The 14682-nt window shown below is 46.1% G+C and carries 17 protein-coding genes; 1 reads left to right on the forward strand and 16 read right to left on the reverse strand.

Going from position 1 to position 14682, the window contains the following annotated elements; all coding sequences use genetic code 11:
* Positions 1 to 13: 13 nt before the first annotated feature.
* The 13 genes from H7T88_RS22295 to H7T88_RS22355 form a co-directional block, all read right to left on the reverse strand.
* Positions 14 to 304, reverse strand: a complete 291-nt coding sequence (locus tag H7T88_RS22295; protein ID WP_154957947.1) for a hypothetical protein — start codon at positions 302 to 304, stop codon at positions 14 to 16.
* On the reverse strand, positions 304 to 813 hold the full coding sequence (locus H7T88_RS22300) for a hypothetical protein (RefSeq protein ID WP_154957948.1): 510 nt from the start codon (positions 811 to 813) through the stop codon (positions 304 to 306). The genes H7T88_RS22295 and H7T88_RS22300 overlap by 1 nt, the downstream gene beginning before the upstream one ends.
* Positions 814 to 998: 185 nt before the next feature.
* On the reverse strand, positions 999 to 1529 hold the full coding sequence (locus tag H7T88_RS22305) for a DinB family protein (RefSeq protein ID WP_154983347.1): 531 nt from the start codon (positions 1527 to 1529) through the stop codon (positions 999 to 1001).
* Positions 1530 to 1768: 239 nt separating this feature from the next.
* Positions 1769 to 2500, reverse strand: a complete 732-nt coding sequence (locus H7T88_RS22310; RefSeq protein ID WP_221790365.1) for a metallophosphoesterase family protein — start codon at positions 2498 to 2500, stop codon at positions 1769 to 1771.
* The gene (locus tag H7T88_RS22315) at positions 2497 to 3441 is read right to left on the reverse strand and encodes a GNAT family N-acetyltransferase (protein ID WP_154957951.1); all 945 of its coding nucleotides are present in this window, start codon (positions 3439 to 3441) and stop codon (positions 2497 to 2499) included. Before H7T88_RS22315 ends, H7T88_RS22310 begins: the two co-directional genes overlap by 4 nt.
* 12 nt (positions 3442 to 3453) lie before the next feature.
* Positions 3454 to 4077: a hypothetical protein gene (locus H7T88_RS22320; RefSeq protein WP_154957952.1), complete on the reverse strand. Its 624-nt coding sequence runs from the start codon at positions 4075 to 4077 to the stop codon at positions 3454 to 3456.
* Positions 4074 to 4805: a DUF1361 domain-containing protein gene (locus H7T88_RS22325; protein WP_154957953.1), complete on the reverse strand. Its 732-nt coding sequence runs from the start codon at positions 4803 to 4805 to the stop codon at positions 4074 to 4076. Before H7T88_RS22325 ends, H7T88_RS22320 begins: the two co-directional genes overlap by 4 nt.
* A gap of 33 nt (positions 4806 to 4838) precedes the next feature.
* Complete coding sequence (locus tag H7T88_RS22330; protein ID WP_154957954.1) at positions 4839 to 5267, reverse strand: GNAT family N-acetyltransferase; 429 nt, start codon at positions 5265 to 5267, stop codon at positions 4839 to 4841.
* 12 nt (positions 5268 to 5279) lie between these two features.
* Positions 5280 to 5750: a GNAT family N-acetyltransferase gene (locus H7T88_RS22335; RefSeq protein ID WP_154957955.1), complete on the reverse strand. Its 471-nt coding sequence runs from the start codon at positions 5748 to 5750 to the stop codon at positions 5280 to 5282.
* A 3-nt stretch (positions 5751 to 5753) separates the two neighbouring features.
* Positions 5754 to 6182 carry a GNAT family N-acetyltransferase gene (locus H7T88_RS22340; protein WP_154983433.1) on the reverse strand — a complete coding sequence of 143 codons (429 nt, stop codon included), beginning with the start codon at positions 6180 to 6182 and terminating at the stop codon, positions 5754 to 5756.
* A gap of 207 nt (positions 6183 to 6389) precedes the next feature.
* On the reverse strand, positions 6390 to 7619 hold the full coding sequence (locus tag H7T88_RS22345) for an amidohydrolase (RefSeq protein WP_221790366.1): 1230 nt from the start codon (positions 7617 to 7619) through the stop codon (positions 6390 to 6392).
* Between the two features lie 38 nt (positions 7620 to 7657).
* Complete coding sequence (locus tag H7T88_RS22350; protein ID WP_154957957.1) at positions 7658 to 8212, reverse strand: methylated-DNA--[protein]-cysteine S-methyltransferase; 555 nt, start codon at positions 8210 to 8212, stop codon at positions 7658 to 7660.
* A 33-nt stretch (positions 8213 to 8245) separates the two neighbouring features.
* The gene (locus H7T88_RS22355; protein WP_221790368.1) at positions 8246 to 8968 is read right to left on the reverse strand and encodes a DNA alkylation repair protein; all 723 of its coding nucleotides are present in this window, start codon (positions 8966 to 8968) and stop codon (positions 8246 to 8248) included.
* A 162-nt stretch (positions 8969 to 9130) separates the two neighbouring features.
* On the opposite strand from H7T88_RS22355, the gene mgtE reads away from it, so the two are divergent.
* Positions 9131 to 10501: a magnesium transporter gene (gene mgtE, locus H7T88_RS22360; RefSeq protein ID WP_221790370.1), complete on the forward strand. Its 1371-nt coding sequence runs from the start codon at positions 9131 to 9133 to the stop codon at positions 10499 to 10501.
* A gap of 108 nt (positions 10502 to 10609) precedes the next feature.
* Here mgtE and mmsB read toward each other — a convergent pair whose 3' ends face one another.
* The 3 genes from mmsB to chvE form a co-directional block, all read right to left on the reverse strand.
* Complete coding sequence (gene mmsB, locus H7T88_RS22365; RefSeq protein ID WP_221790372.1) at positions 10610 to 11773, reverse strand: multiple monosaccharide ABC transporter permease; 1164 nt, start codon at positions 11771 to 11773, stop codon at positions 10610 to 10612.
* Positions 11757 to 13307 (reverse strand): multiple monosaccharide ABC transporter ATP-binding protein, encoded by a 1551-nt coding sequence (mmsA, locus tag H7T88_RS22370; protein ID WP_221790374.1) that lies wholly within the window; start codon positions 13305 to 13307, stop codon positions 11757 to 11759. The genes mmsB and mmsA overlap by 17 nt, the downstream gene beginning before the upstream one ends.
* A gap of 122 nt (positions 13308 to 13429) precedes the next feature.
* Entirely contained in the window at positions 13430 to 14515 is a 1086-nt protein-coding gene (gene chvE / locus H7T88_RS22375; RefSeq protein WP_221790376.1) for a multiple monosaccharide ABC transporter substrate-binding protein, read from the reverse strand.
* Between the last annotated feature and the right edge of the window lie 167 nt (positions 14516 to 14682).

A 14682-nucleotide genomic window follows, 5' to 3' on the forward strand; every position in this document is an offset into this window, starting at 1 on the left:
AATAGATTATTATTCACTCCACTGATTTCTTAGTTAATCTTTTTTTGATATAGACAATCACATGTATTCCAGCATAAATAAATAGAACATTCACGAAATAAACCAGTAAATTAATATGCATATTGGATATAAACCAGATTGATCCGTTTGAATTCGAGACATGATAATCCGTCAAAAAACGAAGCGGGAATCCATACTCGGTTCGTAAAGGTTCGTTATCATTATTCAGCGTTCCCGGAATAAAAAAGACAGCCAATACAGCAAGCCAGGCCGAAAGATTGAATATTTTTTTGTGTATCTTCATTACGTCTCCTCCTGTTCCTCCTTAGCCAGATCTCCTCCGTAATAGGTTCCCTCCAGCTTTTGATCCAGGTAACTCTCCAACGCCTGATGGTGCAGTGCGTACCTCGAAATTTTGCTAAAACGGCCAATCTTCGTAACATAAATCTGTTTGCCGTTGTATTGTATCATGACCTGATTGTTATGCTTCAATCTCAGAGCGATGCCCATATGAATGCTGCCCTCAATGCGATCTACAGCCGTCTTCGCTGAGGCTGGAGCTTCATTCAACCAATCAACAACTCTGCTTGTTTCTGCTTCATTTAAAACAGCCTCATCAAAACGGATCTGTACTCCGCTGCCACCCTTGGTATATATCGCTTTGCTCGTATCTGCATGGACAATCTCCGCGCTAGATAAAGGGGTTTCAATATCCACAAACCGGTTGTTCATAAAAAAGAAGTACAGGGCTAGCGCTGCTACCACAGTGCCCATAACCAACCAAAATCGTTTGATATTTCGTGTGTTATTCATTCTTCATCACCTCGTAATGTGTGCCATGTCCACCACATGAGCAAACATGCTCAACACCGAATTATGATTTTCAATAATCTTCTGTTCCACGTTTCCACGGGCTCCCACTATTCTTATAATAAAAACAACCTGAATTGAACTTTAGTTACAACCTATTTTATCATTTATTCATTTGCGCCCTCCCTTCATCGATCAGATGTATGAGTGTGGAACCATTTCCGCAACTGATTTATATGCGCCTGATGATAACGATTGTGGTCAGCCATGTGCCAAAGTCCCCAGCGAACAGAAGCTTGCTTTTCATTCGTATGCCCGAAAGTAACTACGATATCCATATCCGCATCCGTAAGAATTGTGCATGTTTCCTGTAGCATGTTCATGATCAACTGATGTTGAGAAATAAGTGTGTCTCTGGATATCCCCGCTATGAAAGGAAGTTTGTTATTTTCATCAATCATGGGACCGTATTGCTCCAACATATCGTAAGGTAACGTTTTTCCTTTGATGCGATACACCCAGTTCAGGTCAACGAACGTGATATGTCTCAGTAACTGAGCTGTACTGTTATATAGGTTGCCAGGTCCTCTGTAATCGACCTCATCCTGTGACATGGAATCCGTGATGGATTTCAGACGATCACTGTTCTCTTTAACCGCGGCGAAAAGCATCCCCGTGACAGAAGGCATATTTCCCTCCCCTTTTAAATCATGAATCATACCCTCACCTCTTCATTAAGCTATCGTTACTGTCTCTCTTTCAATAAAGACTTAATTTCCTTTAACTCTTCCAAAATCTCTTTCGTATACTGAGTATTTTTGGATGTATCAATGGCTGTTTTGATGACATATTGACCTAGAATTAAAAGTACAAGTAAACAAATAATCACAAAAAATATAATGATCTTCTCCTCTTTTTTCGGAAATAAAGAGGGCGATCTCGTTAGACCGCCCGCCCTCTACAACATTTCTTTTTCGAGTTGATTTCCATGGAACGCTTTCAAAATAAAATCCTTATCTGGAACGTTCAGGTGCTCATACGCTTGAAGATACTGCCTGTTGTCATAGGGAACCGCTGTAAATCTCAGATCCAGACGTTCCTTCTGAAAATCCACAATTCCGTATCTTGCCACCGCAAGATCATTGCATCCCAATGCTCCAGGATTCATGTAAACCCGCTGCTCTGTTCTGAAATAATGCAGTATGTGATAATGTCCAAAACAGATCAAGTCATAAGGTGTTCCTTTATATTTTACATCCCATTTCACGCCTGAGGGTTCCCGGTCAATCGTATCCAGCTTGTTATCATTCATATGATAATGAGTCAAAAGTATATGATGTCCTTCGACTTCTTTTTCGATTGATTGGGGCAGGTTCTGTATTCTCTTGATCGATTCCTGACTCAGCTGACCGCCAACCCACTCATGATGATCCTTCATTCCTTTGTGTCCTTCTAGTGGCCCTCTGCCTTGAAGCAAATGAAGCACAGCGGCTTCGTGATTCCCTGCAATGGCTGTCATATGCTCGCGGCTATACAACATTTCGATGACTTCATTCGAATAAGGACCAATACCAATCATATCCCCTAAACAAAATATTTGTTCAATGTCCCCCTGTTGATCGATATCATTTAGCACAGCTTGAAGCGCAGGAATATTTCCATGAATATCGGTTAAAATGGCCGCCTTCATTCCGCTTCCTCCTCTGGTATATACATCGTCTGAATCTCCTGAACACCCTGTACAAAACCCAGATTCAGATATGCCGACTCGGCATCATTGCCTTCCATCACATACAGTCGTAAAAATGGATAGTGCCCCTTGAGCATCGTTAATGCTCTTTGTAACATTTGGGTAGCAATTCCTCTGCCTCTGTACGAGGGGATTACGCCTATACTGTATACCGCAGCCTGATTGTCCTGTAGACATAAGCGGCAGTTGGCGACCAGTTGACCTGATGCTTGATCGTATACCAATGTAGATGCCTGAGTCAGGATTTCATTGGTATAATTAGGATCTTCGTCAGGTGTAAAATCTTCAAGAGAGCTCTGCTTTCTGCGCGTTGCTTCTAGACTTCCACCGAAACTTTCCAGATCACACTGGGCGATTTCCTCTTCGTTTACATATTTGAAACCGCCTGATGCTTTTCCAATAATCTCTGGGCTCTTAACAGTCACCCTGCTGTCCCAATCCACCTCGAAATGATCCGTAGGACGCTGCATCCAGCGGCATCTGAATTCGGCCGGCCAGAATCCCGCTCTCGCAAACCAGTCCACTTGACCTGGTAGAATCTCAAATGTCAGAATTCGTTTACTCCGATCCGACCACTGCATTAATTTCTGTTTCAGCAGCTTGACGATCTCAAAGCCTTGCTGGAATGGCGGAATGAGAAACAAATGATACATCTTGTTAGGCTCCATTCGCACACCACCTATTTTACTTTCCCCGCGATAGATCCAGTACGCACTGCATCTTGAGGAACTGAATTCTTCTTCCCTAAAAAATCCGACGTATCCCATATCATAATAGATGGTACAAAATAATCCCCACTCCGTAACATCCGCAAGGCGAATCGAGTATTCATCCGACAGATCATATTGAAGTGTACCTGCAGACCATTCTGTTAAATGCATATGTCCTTCCTCCTAAGCCGGGTATCCGATTTCTGCAATGTCCTCTTCCAACTCATCTAACTCGATCTCCGGGTTTAATGCCTGTAACAGTTGTTCGTTTAACGGTTTCATGTCAAAAACATGCCAGATCGGCTCTAGATCAAGTTCAATCTCGTAGTAATTCTGGGCCCATGCATGGTAGTGCTCCGCACCGCCCACAAGAACTTGAAGTAGAGCATAGGCTTCATCCGCGAGCTGTTGACTCGAAATCCATTCATTATTTCCCTTTTCATTCCAGATGCAGAAGCTGGTCAAATCCATCATAAAAGCAGGCTCGTCCAGAAACGTTGTTTTGAAATCTGCCGGCACACCCTTCAATACATCACCAAGTTGATCTTTATGTAGGGAAGCATAAGCTTTGTCGTAACCTTTGATGATTAAACGGTTGCTCGAATCAAATAACGCGAAATAGTGATCTCCCTCCCCATCTCTCATCGAAGCCATCTGTTCGTTCGCATCCCACTGCGCATTGTACGAATAATACCTGTACTCCCATTCTGGCATTAGAATTGCATCCAGCATCGCTACTGCCTTGAAGATTCGCTGACATTCAGAAATGCTGGGCAATTGATGGATAAAATCAGAAGTATTGCTCATTTTCTTACCTCCCGAGTAATCGAACTACCTATCAATGAAATAATGACATATGCAAATGCCTGGATCACAAACATCAGCGTAACAAACGCCACCGGAAGACCGCTTTCTGAACTAAAATCATTCATCAAATCGATAACAACCTGCCGGGGTCTGGACACGATATCCCATGAATTCCAGCGATTAAATCTCCCGATATATACGCCCAGACCACTTAGAAGTAAAATGAATCCGACAATAACCCAGCAAACGAACCTGTGTACGAACAATTGCAGCACATGTTCTATTTGCCTTATAGAACATGTGGAGAGCATCAACCCTAAAATAGCTACACCAAACGTAAGGGCCAGACTGTACCAGAAATCCATCTCGAACCAAAAAGCACTCTCAGGCTGAGCAATAAAATACCGGAATGCATGCAACATTTCTGTAAACAGATAGGCCGCATTAGGCAAAAAGAACAGCCAGATCATTCCGAGCAAACCTGTCAACAACATACCCATCCATCCGGGTCTCACAGCCTTACGTCGAAAGATAAGAGCAATCATCGTTGAAATGAGAAACGGAACCCATGCCAGAAACATATCCCAGTCTAGGAAGGCATACATATTCGATCCTGACTTTGCACGCAGATACACCGCAATGCCAAGACAGCATAACGTCATAAGCAGCAATGTGAACGCTAAGGCAATAAATCTATTGTTCAAAATTCGATCATGTTTATCTATCATCTTGTTGGATTAGTCCTTCTTCTGGAAATAAATTTATAGATATTTTTTAAAGGCTTTGCTGGACTCGCCATCGTATCCTAGCTTTTGATAAAATTGATGGGCCCCTTGCCTAGAAGCCCCGCTAGCGAGGAGGATCTTGGATGCATTCATCTGCAAACATACCTGTTCCACATGTTCCATTAATTCTGTTCCGTATCCGTTGCCCTGCATCTCGCTAGACATAACGACCCTTTCAACCAAACCAAACGGCCGATTTCCTGCCAGAGCGTCTAGGCAGATATGTAAATGTGCCGTACCTACCACCTGCTCCCGGACTTCGTACACAAAAAGGAAGCTGTGTTCGTGAAGCCGGATCTCTTCAATTCGTTCAGCCAGCACCTCAGTATGCGCGTGGTTAGGCAACAGCTCCCTGTACAATTTGTCAATAGTTGCTGCATCCCTGGCTTCGGCTTCTCTGATCATTTTTTGCCACCTCTACTCTCTAACTTGATAACCTAAAATAATATCGCCGTTATCCTCCAACTCACCTGTTTCCTGGAACCCACTACGCTTGTATAGTGCATTAGCCGCAACATTATGCGGAATATGAGATACCCTGATTTGCCGACAATCCCTTCGCTCCTGCAACATGTGAATAACTTCTTGGATGGCACGTTTCCCATAACCCTGCCCCTGATGTTTCCCATCAATCATAAAACGAAGAATCCAATAATGCCCATCTGTATAGATCTCGTTATCAAATAAAATAAACCCGACCATCTCATTCCCTGCATAGATCCCGTAAGGTCTTGAAGTTACTTCCTTGGTCGCATGGATTAAGGAATCCGCATTGCTCGCTACCAGTGTGAGCTGATCTTCCCTCGGTTGCAGAAGGATACACTCACTTTCATTTTCCTGTGTAATCGGTTGCAAAGTGACTTGTTTCTCTATCATGTTATCACGCATATCTCATTCTCCTTCAACTATGACTCCTTCAATTTTCTTCATCAGTATAATTTCTAATGGCTGTGTATCTAACAGTAAAGCTCCTGCATCCACATATCCAATTCCACGATAGAAATGTTGAGCACTCTCATCAGACTGCGTAGAAGTCATAACCGTATCAAAGCCCTTCTTTTTCATTTCATTTTCCCAATACTGTACGACACGTTGTCCTGATCCACGGCCACGAAACGGCTCATCGATCCAAATCATGTTCATAAAAGGCGTGTTGTCCCAAAAGTATCCATATCTCATCCAGCCAATCCTTGCCTCGTCTTCCCAGAGGATATATATTTCCTTCTCTTTTATTTTCGTCTCAACAAGTGTGGGATGGATATGCCGATCTTTTTCAACGATATATGCATGGTCTGCCTTTGAAGCATATGTAATGTTCATAGGATTAACTCCTTCAATAGTAAAATCATAATCTATCATAACCCAGAATGTGGGTTATGCGTATAATTTCTTCCTCTATATGGGCTATATATGTTGAGCTAAAATAGTTCCACACGACTCATGCCTATTCATGCAAAAAAAGCTACGGCATCCGTAGCTTAATCTTTAACCTTCATTCTGTTTTATTACATCTTAAAGCGATGCCTGTTACGCTAGCGATCCGCTTACCAATTGTCCCTGATACCACACAGCCAGCCTTCCAGATCGCCTTGCCACCGCTTCGGCTGCACAACTCGCCTGCACCAGAACAAAGCTTGCTACATCGCCTGCCTTTGGCCATACGCTCTCTCCTGCTGCATTCAGCGAAGTCACTCCGCCCGTAATCGTAGCTATTGACTGGGACAACGATAACTCGTCGCTATATCCATACAGCTCGGCGAAGCGTCCAGCCTTTTCAAGCATATCTCCACTACCAAAAGGAGACCAGTGATCCGTCAGACTGTCTGTCGCCAGTCTCACGTTTACACCCACACGTTGCAACATCGGAAGTGGCATCATTATTCTGCCAATCGGCACGGTTGAAGTCACACTCATTCCCAGCGATGCCATGCGGCTCGCCATCTCTTCGGCTTCCTGTTTCTCCGCTCCTGCAAACCAGAACGCGTGGCTAACCGTCACCTGACCCTGAAGCCCTGCTTCTTCAGTCAGCCTTACAAGTTCCAGTAACGTTTGCTTGCCAGCTTCACCACCATCATGCAGATGCATATCGATCCCTGCCTGATGTTTGACTGCTAGTTCCACCATGGTATGCAGCGATTTTTCGATGTTCTCATCTACGGTATACGGATCAAGTCCGCCTACATGTGTTGCACCCTCTGTCATGGCTTGTCCCATGAGTTCGACCGAGCTGGATCGTAACAGCCCATGCTGAGGGAACGCGACAATCTCTGAAGATATTTTACCCGTGTAACTCTCCAGGGCTTGCTTGGTTGCTTCCAAACGTTTTAATCCACTGACTGGCTCAATATTGCAGTGCGCGCGAACGTGTGTAGAACCGTAACCCTGTATTAGTGCAAGGATGCTTTCCGCCTGCCGTTTTGCATCGGGTAACAATTTGGGTAGTAATACCTTCTCCTCTTCAATACGATCAAAGATGCTGGAGCTGCGTCTGACCGCTTTCCATGACCCGTCATAATAGGTTTTGTCCAGATGAATATGTGCTTCTTCAAACGAAGGCAACAATAACAAACCTTTGCCATCCACTCGCGGCAGTTCTTCTGTCAATTGCGCCTTTGCGTCCACAATGGCAGCAATAACTCCGTTCTCAATCCGCAGATGAGCAAGACCCGTTTGTGTGCCCGTCACCTCTGCTCCTTCACGAATATATCCTTGTTCCAATCTTACATTGGTCAGCCAGAATGCCTGTTGCTGTTGCATTGTCTTTCCCTCATTTCTCTCTTCTCTTTTCTCTTTAATTAAAAATTAAACCGTGCATGTCCGCCATCTGTCACGCCCTCAATTTGTTCAATATCGAGTAATCTGCGCTTCATCTCGAGACCACCACGAAAACCCGTCAGCTTGCGATTGGCACCAATAATCCGGTGGCATGGCAGTAACACTGGAATGGGGTTCGCCCCGTTCGCCGCACCTACAGCCCGCACAGCCGAAGGTCGTCCGATCACGGCAGCGATATCGCCATAGGTACGTGTCTCACCGTATGGCACACGCCCGAGCGCTTTCCATACCTGTTGCTGAAATTCGGTACCGATCAGGTCCAGCGGGATGTCCTCTGTGTAAGCTGTCTTTTCCCCTGCAAAATAGGACTCCAGCCAGTCCATCATGCCCGTCTGTCTTAATGCCTGCTCATTCTCTTCAAGTTTAACACCCGGGGCAATTTTACTAATCCAGCCGTGCCAGTCTTCCAGCGTTTCGTTCGGCATAACGATCCGGCACAGTCCCTTTTCGGTCGCAAGCAGACTCCAGGGACGACCGTCCAGCAACATCGTGGCATACATCATCTTTTGTCTCATTTCATATTCGACCTTTCTTTATATATATCTGAGTCAGGAGCTTGTCTGTTTGGGGGCACTTGTCTGTTTGTTCACCTTGCGTTTCATGCTGCGGATCACTTGTTTGTCCTCCGGTGTCACGCGGTACGATTCCGTAATCTTCTGGAGTGCTTTGTTGTACGTAAAATCGTCAAGCGTATTGTTTTGCAAATACGGCATGGTCACCTCAGGTTGCTTCACATACGCGATCGAGATCGCCCAGGCCACCGCCATTTTCACATAATAGGCCTCATGTTTAATCTGATCAAGTAACGGCAACACCTGATGAATATAAGGCGGCTCCAGATAAAAGTTCAACAGCATGACCACGCCAAACCGGATTTCATATTCCTGATCCGACTTGATATAAGGCTGAATGAAGTTCCACATCGCATCCATATGCACTTTCGTATATTTCAGTCCGGCACAGAAGCTGTCACATACCGACCAGTTATCCATTTTAGGTACAAAAGCCGCAATACGTTTTAACAATTCGTCCAGATCTGCTTGAACGTGACCAATGACCATTGCTTGCAGCATCACTTCTTCAAAATAGTCATCCTGCGCCGTATCCAGGTACGTACGCCAGTCTGCAACGGCAATCTGTTTGGCTATTTTGCGGATCGTCGGCAAGCGCACACCCATCACGTTTGAAATATTCGGTATAAGGGAAGCCGCGAATTTCTGGTATTCTGGCTCAGCCAGGCTGAGCAGTTGTGTTCGAATATCGGTTTCCAAGGGCACTGGACCTCCTCGTTGATTACTGTAAAACAAGTATATCCTGACTGCTTTCTTTTGTAAGCCCATCTCGAATGTTTGAGCAAGATTTCAATATTGTTTAACAACGAATGCATTCCGTTTAAAAATATGAAGCGCACCATTCAGGAAAGGAGTGTCATTATGAACGGTTCTCAAACCAATAAAGAGCTCTCCGTTGAGGAGATCACCCATCAACTGACACAGCATGTGCAATCCCAGAATCTGCCGGAATTCTATAAACTGGTGAAGGAACTGCGTCCCTATGATCTTTCACTCATCTATAAAAAATTCCCTGAAGACGAAAAGAATCGTTTTCTTCTTCTATTTAAACCGGATACACTTGCCGATCTGGCCGAAAACTTAAAGCTGCACGAGCAGGCTGAACTGTTTGAACGACTCGGACCAGAGCGTACGCTGGAAGTCATGCAGCAGATGGACAAAAGTGATCTCATTCGCTTCATGCACGACCTGCCCGCAAAACGCAGGGAAGAATTGTTATCCAGCATGAATCTGGATCACTCCGCCATCATTCGCTCTGTACTCAGCTATCCACCAGAAACTGCCGGACGGATCATGACCGACCGCTATCGTACATTGTCCACCCACGACACAGCGAAGGAAGCACTGAAGCAATCACAAGGTACGCTGCACCTCTCCCCGTCCAGTTACCTTTATGTCATTGACGATGAAGGCAAGCTGGCTGGTGTCGTTAGTTACCGCTCGCTTGCTCTGGCCGATGACAAAACCAAAGTGGAACAACTGATGACCAGACGTGTCATTCACGCCACCGTAGATATGGATCAGGAAGAGGCTGCCCAGTTGCTCCAACGTTACGAATTCATCGCCGTTCCGGTCGTCGATGAGAATAATAGGCTGTGCGGTATCATCCAGATGGATGACGTCATTGACATCATTATGGATGAGGCCAGCGAAGACCTCGCCAAAATGGGCGGTGGCGGTAAAGATATTGATTTTGATACCAAACCGCTCGTTGCGGTCAAACGAAGGTTGCCTTGGCTTATTTTGCTGTTATTGATCGGCTTGATCTCGGGAAGCATTGTGGATTTTTTTGAAGATACACTGAATCAGGTTGTGGCTCTTGCGTTTTTCATGCCTATGATTGCGGGTATGACGGGAAATACAGGGACGCAATCCCTTGCTGTCGTCGTACGCGGACTTATTGGACGCAAGCTGGACAAGTCAACGGTACTCGCTCTGATTGGACGAGAGATTAAAGTCGGTACGATGATCGGTCTTGTCTGCGGTCTGCTCATTACGGTCATTGCTTATTTCTGGCAAGGGGACTGGTTGCTCGGGATGATTATCGGTGTATCCCTGTTTCTCACGCTAATCATCGGTACACTGACAGGCACATGCATCCCGCTCCTGCTCAGCCGTTTCAAGGTTGATCCCGCAGTGGCATCCGGCCCGTTAATTACAACGCTAAATGATATCTTGTCCCTGTTTATCTACTTTGGTATTGCTACACGTTTTATAGGCGCACTGATGTAGCTTCTTGTGCAGTATAACGGACGGCATATGGTGGACGACTTATGGTTCTTATGCACCAAAAGGACCCTGATCATTAGATCAGGGTCCTTTCTTTAGCTCCCACTACTCTTAAGCAGCTCGTTTATTTTTATTATAGATATCAAATGCCACTGCCAGCAGCAACACCAATCCTTTGATTCCTTGCTGCCAGTCAATACCCAGGCCGATCAGGGACATCCCGTTGTTCAGCACACCCATAACCAGACCACCGATGATCGCACCGAATACGGTACCGATTCCGCCCGAAGCTGACGCTCCGCCGATGAAGCAGGCTGCAATGGCATCCAGCTCAAAGTTCGTACCCGCTCTTGGCGTAGCCGCATTCAGACGTGCGGCGAAGATCAGACCCGATACAGCCGCAAGTGTACCCATGTTCACGAATACCCAGAACGTCACTTTTTTCGTTTTGACCCCGGATAGCCCTGCCGCCTTCTCATTGCCGCCGAGTGCGTACACATGACGTCCCATCACGGTACGATTCATGACAAAGGAATACACCACGATCAGAACAAACAGAAGCACCAGAATGTTCGGAATACCCGCATAACTTGCCAGTACAAACGTGAACAGGTTGGTTACTGCTGCTACCACAATCAGCTTGAGCAGGAACAGCCCTTGCGATACTACTTCAAATCCATACTTGCGCTGGGAAGCACGTTCCCGCAGTTCATTCACAATGTACCAAATCGTAAGCGCAATCCCCACAATAATGGACACCAGACCCATGCCTGAGAATTGTACATCCGGCAGGAAACCGGAGCTGATCTTTTGAAATCCTGCAGGGAAAGGGGATATCGACTGCCCTTCCAGTACAATCATCGTCAGACCACGGAAGAGCAACATGCCGGCAAGCGTAACAATGAAGGCGGGAATCCGCACATACGCAATCCAGAAGCCCTGCCATGCACCAATGAGTGCACCGACCAGCAGGGAAGCAATGACTGCGAGCCAAGCTGGCAACTGCCAATTCACCATCATAATGGCGGCTACAGCACCGACAAAGGCCGCAATGGAACCGACGGACAAGTCGATATGCCCTGTGATAATGACCAGCACCATACCAATGGCCAAGACTAGAATGTAGCTGTTTTGCAAAATCAGGTTCGTAATATTAATTGGTTTGAGCAACAGCCCACTAGTTAACACCTCAAATAGAAGCATAATGACAACAAGGGCAATGATCATGCCATATTGACGTATATTATTTTTGAACAGTTTAGTTACCGTTTCCATGCTTACCGCCTCCAGACTTGGTCATATATCTCATCAGTGTTTCCTGCGATGCCTGCTCCCTGCTGACTTCACCCGTAATTCGTCCGGCATTCATCACATAGATCCGGTCACACAGACCCAGCACTTCCGGCAGCTCCGATGAAATCACCAGCACACCCTTACCTTCGGCAGCAAGCCGGTGGATAATCGTATAAATTTCGAACTTGGCACCCACGTCGATCCCGCGTGTCGGCTCATCCAGAATGAGAATATCCGGCCCGGCAAAAATCCACTTGCTCAGTACCACCTTCTGCTGGTTACCTCCGCTCAGATTCCCGGTTTTCTGCAGGATATTAGGAGCCTTGATGTTCATGCTTTTCTTCATCTCTTCCGCAACCAGCACTTCCTCCTGCTCGTTCACAACGGCATTACGGGTCAGTTTACCAAGTCCGGTGAGGGAAATATTGCGTTTGATATCATCCATCAAAATAAGGCCATATTCCTTACGATCCTCCGTCACATAAGCAAAACCATTCTGAATCGCCTCGGTCACACTGTTATTCTGAATCGGCTTGCCATCCTTGATCAGCTGCCCCGAGATGTTACGGCCATATGATTTGCCGAAAATACTCATTGCAAGCTCCGTACGTCCTGCGCCCATCAGTCCCGCGATCCCTACGATCTCGCCACGTCTGATGTTCATGTTGATCTGATCCAGCACCTTGCGCTCGGCCTGATGCTCGTGGTACACCGTCCAGTCTTTTACTTCCAGCACCACGTCACCAATGGTGGCATGACGTTCAGGGTAGCGGCTCGTCAGGTCCCGTCCAACCATGCCGCTGATGATGCGATCCTCGGTGACGTTATCCTTTTTCATATCGAGCGTTTCAATCGTCTTGCCATCCCTCAGGATCGTCACCGCATCCGAGACCTTGGACACCTCGTTCAGCTTGTGAGAGATGAGGATACAGGCGATGCCCTGCTTTTTGAATTCCAGCATCAGTTGTAGCAGATTTTCACTGTCATCTTCATTCAACGCTGCGGTAGGCTCATCCAGAATAAGCAGACGCACTTTTTTGGAGAGCGCTTTCGCAATTTCAACCAGTTGTTGCTTACCTACCCCGATGCTGGATACCAGCGTGTTCGGGTTTTCATTCAAACCTACTTTGCCAAGTAGTTCACGTGTCCCGATAAAGGTTTCCTTCCAATTCACGATGCCTTTGCTTGCACGCTCATTGCCCAGATATATATTTTCCGCAATGGAGAGATACGGGATCAGCGCAAGCTCCTGATGAATAATGACAATGCCCAGATCCTCGCTCTGTTTGATATCTTTGAACTCACAAGTCTTACCTCGGAATAAAATGTCCCCTTCATAGCTTCCATGCGGGTATACTCCGCTCAGCACCTTCATCAGCGTAGACTTGCCTGCGCCATTCTCTCCGCATATGGAATGAATTTCGCCTTCCCGGATCTTCAGGTTGACGTTCTCCAGCGCTTTGACTCCCGGAAACGTTTTGGTAATGTTCTTCATTTCAAGAATAATGTCCGTCATGGCATGTGCTCCTTTCCTTGGATGATGCGTTATAACAAGCCGATCTTTTGCTCCACGCTTTACGCTAGCCCGATCACTTGCATCGTATCTTACGGCAGCCTTCTCTCTTCCTGGATATACCTTTAAGGCAATCCTATTTCTTCTTTCGTGTAATACTTGCTGCCTACAATATCTTTTTCCACATTGGTACGATCTACAGAGATCGGGTCGAGCAGATACGCAGGTACAATCATTAATCCATTGTTATATGACTTTGTGTCATTCACCTCTGCTTGTTTTCCTTGCAAAATGCTGTTAGCCATCTCCACCGTTTTCTCGGCGAGCTTACGTGTATCCTTGAAGACCGTTTGGGTCTGCTCTCCGGCCACAATGGACTTGATGGATGCCAGTTCCGCATCCTGCCCCGTAATAACTGGAAGTGGTTTGTTCGGCTTGCCGTAGCCAATGCCCTTCAGGGATGAGATAATCCCGATACTGATTCCGTCATACGGAGATAACACCGCATCCAGATTATCGCCTGAATAGTAAGCACTCAGCAGGTTATCCATCCTTGATTGGGCCAAAGCCCCGTCCCAGCGCAGTGTGGCAATTTGCGCCATCGTCATCTGTTTGCTTCGGACGACCAGTTTGCCAGAGTCAATATACGGTTTGAGCACCGACATCGCACCGTCGAAGAAAAAGTATGCATTGTTATCATCCGGTGATCCACCAAACAACTCAATGTTAAACGGCCCCTTGCCATCCTTAAGCCCCAGCTTCTGTTCAATATAGGAGGCTTGTAGCACCCCGACTTTAAAGTTGTCAAATGTAGCATAGTAAGTCAGATATGGCGTGTTACGAATAAGCCGGTCATACGAGATGACCTGAATGCCTTCATCATGCGCCTTCTTGATGACATCGGTTAGCGTGTTGCCATCAACAGAAGCGATGACCATGACATCAACACCTTTGGTAATCATGTTCTCAATCTGAGAGATTTGATTCTCTACCACGTCTTCGGCGTACTGAAGATCTGTTTTGTAACCTTGCTCCTGAAACAGACGAACCATATTCTCTCCGTCTCCCACCCAGCGTTCCGATGATTTGGTAGGCATGGATATGCCGACATATCCTTTCTCCTTGCTTCCCACATCACTTTCAGCCAGATTACAGGCTGAGAGCATGACGGACATTACCAGAAGCCAGATGAGTATTGCTCCTTTTTTCATATGAAGTTCCCCTTTCCTCACGTCATCGCGTTCGGTATGATTCGTAAGATAACGCTTACAACACACGGAGTATCTTGCAGTTGCTTATTGTTCCTCTCTGCATCCCATGGTAGCATTTCGCAGCGAGCAAGGTCTTTGCAGGTTTTGAACCTTTTTTATAAAAATTT

The organism is Paenibacillus cucumis (ex Kampfer et al. 2016), assembly GCF_019748695.1.
GTDB lineage: Bacteria > Bacillota > Bacilli > Paenibacillales > Paenibacillaceae > Paenibacillus > Paenibacillus polysaccharolyticus.

Bases quoted from the DNA above. Each gene is read 5' to 3' on its own strand.
- H7T88_RS22345 (WP_221790366.1), bottom strand. From the start codon at position 7,619: ATGCAACAGCAACAGGCATTCTGGCTGACCAATGTAAGATTGGAACAA.
- mmsA (WP_221790374.1), bottom strand. From the start codon at position 13,307: ATGACGGACATTATTCTTGAAATGAAGAACATTACCAAAACGTTTCCG.
- H7T88_RS22340 (WP_154983433.1), bottom strand. From the start codon at position 6,182: ATGAACATTACATATGCTTCAAAGGCAGACCATGCATATATCGTTGAA.
- chvE (WP_221790376.1), bottom strand. From the start codon at position 14,515: ATGAAAAAAGGAGCAATACTCATCTGGCTTCTGGTAATGTCCGTCATG.
- H7T88_RS22300 (WP_154957948.1), bottom strand. From the start codon at position 813: ATGAATAACACACGAAATATCAAACGATTTTGGTTGGTTATGGGCACT.
- H7T88_RS22315 (WP_154957951.1), bottom strand. From the start codon at position 3,441: ATGCATTTAACAGAATGGTCTGCAGGTACACTTCAATATGATCTGTCG.
- mmsB (WP_221790372.1), bottom strand. From the start codon at position 11,773: ATGGAAACGGTAACTAAACTGTTCAAAAATAATATACGTCAATATGGC.
- H7T88_RS22330 (WP_154957954.1), bottom strand. From the start codon at position 5,267: ATGATCAGAGAAGCCGAAGCCAGGGATGCAGCAACTATTGACAAATTG.
- H7T88_RS22335 (WP_154957955.1), bottom strand. From the start codon at position 5,750: ATGCGTGATAACATGATAGAGAAACAAGTCACTTTGCAACCGATTACA.
- H7T88_RS22350 (WP_154957957.1), bottom strand. From the start codon at position 8,212: ATGAGACAAAAGATGATGTATGCCACGATGTTGCTGGACGGTCGTCCC.
- H7T88_RS22320 (WP_154957952.1), bottom strand. From the start codon at position 4,077: ATGAGCAATACTTCTGATTTTATCCATCAATTGCCCAGCATTTCTGAA.
- H7T88_RS22310 (WP_221790365.1), bottom strand. From the start codon at position 2,500: ATGAAGGCGGCCATTTTAACCGATATTCATGGAAATATTCCTGCGCTT.
- H7T88_RS22295 (WP_154957947.1), bottom strand. From the start codon at position 304: ATGAAGATACACAAAAAAATATTCAATCTTTCGGCCTGGCTTGCTGTA.
- mgtE (WP_221790370.1), top strand. From the start codon at position 9,131: ATGAACGGTTCTCAAACCAATAAAGAGCTCTCCGTTGAGGAGATCACC.
- H7T88_RS22305 (WP_154983347.1), bottom strand. From the start codon at position 1,529: ATGATTCATGATTTAAAAGGGGAGGGAAATATGCCTTCTGTCACGGGG.
- H7T88_RS22325 (WP_154957953.1), bottom strand. From the start codon at position 4,805: ATGATAGATAAACATGATCGAATTTTGAACAATAGATTTATTGCCTTA.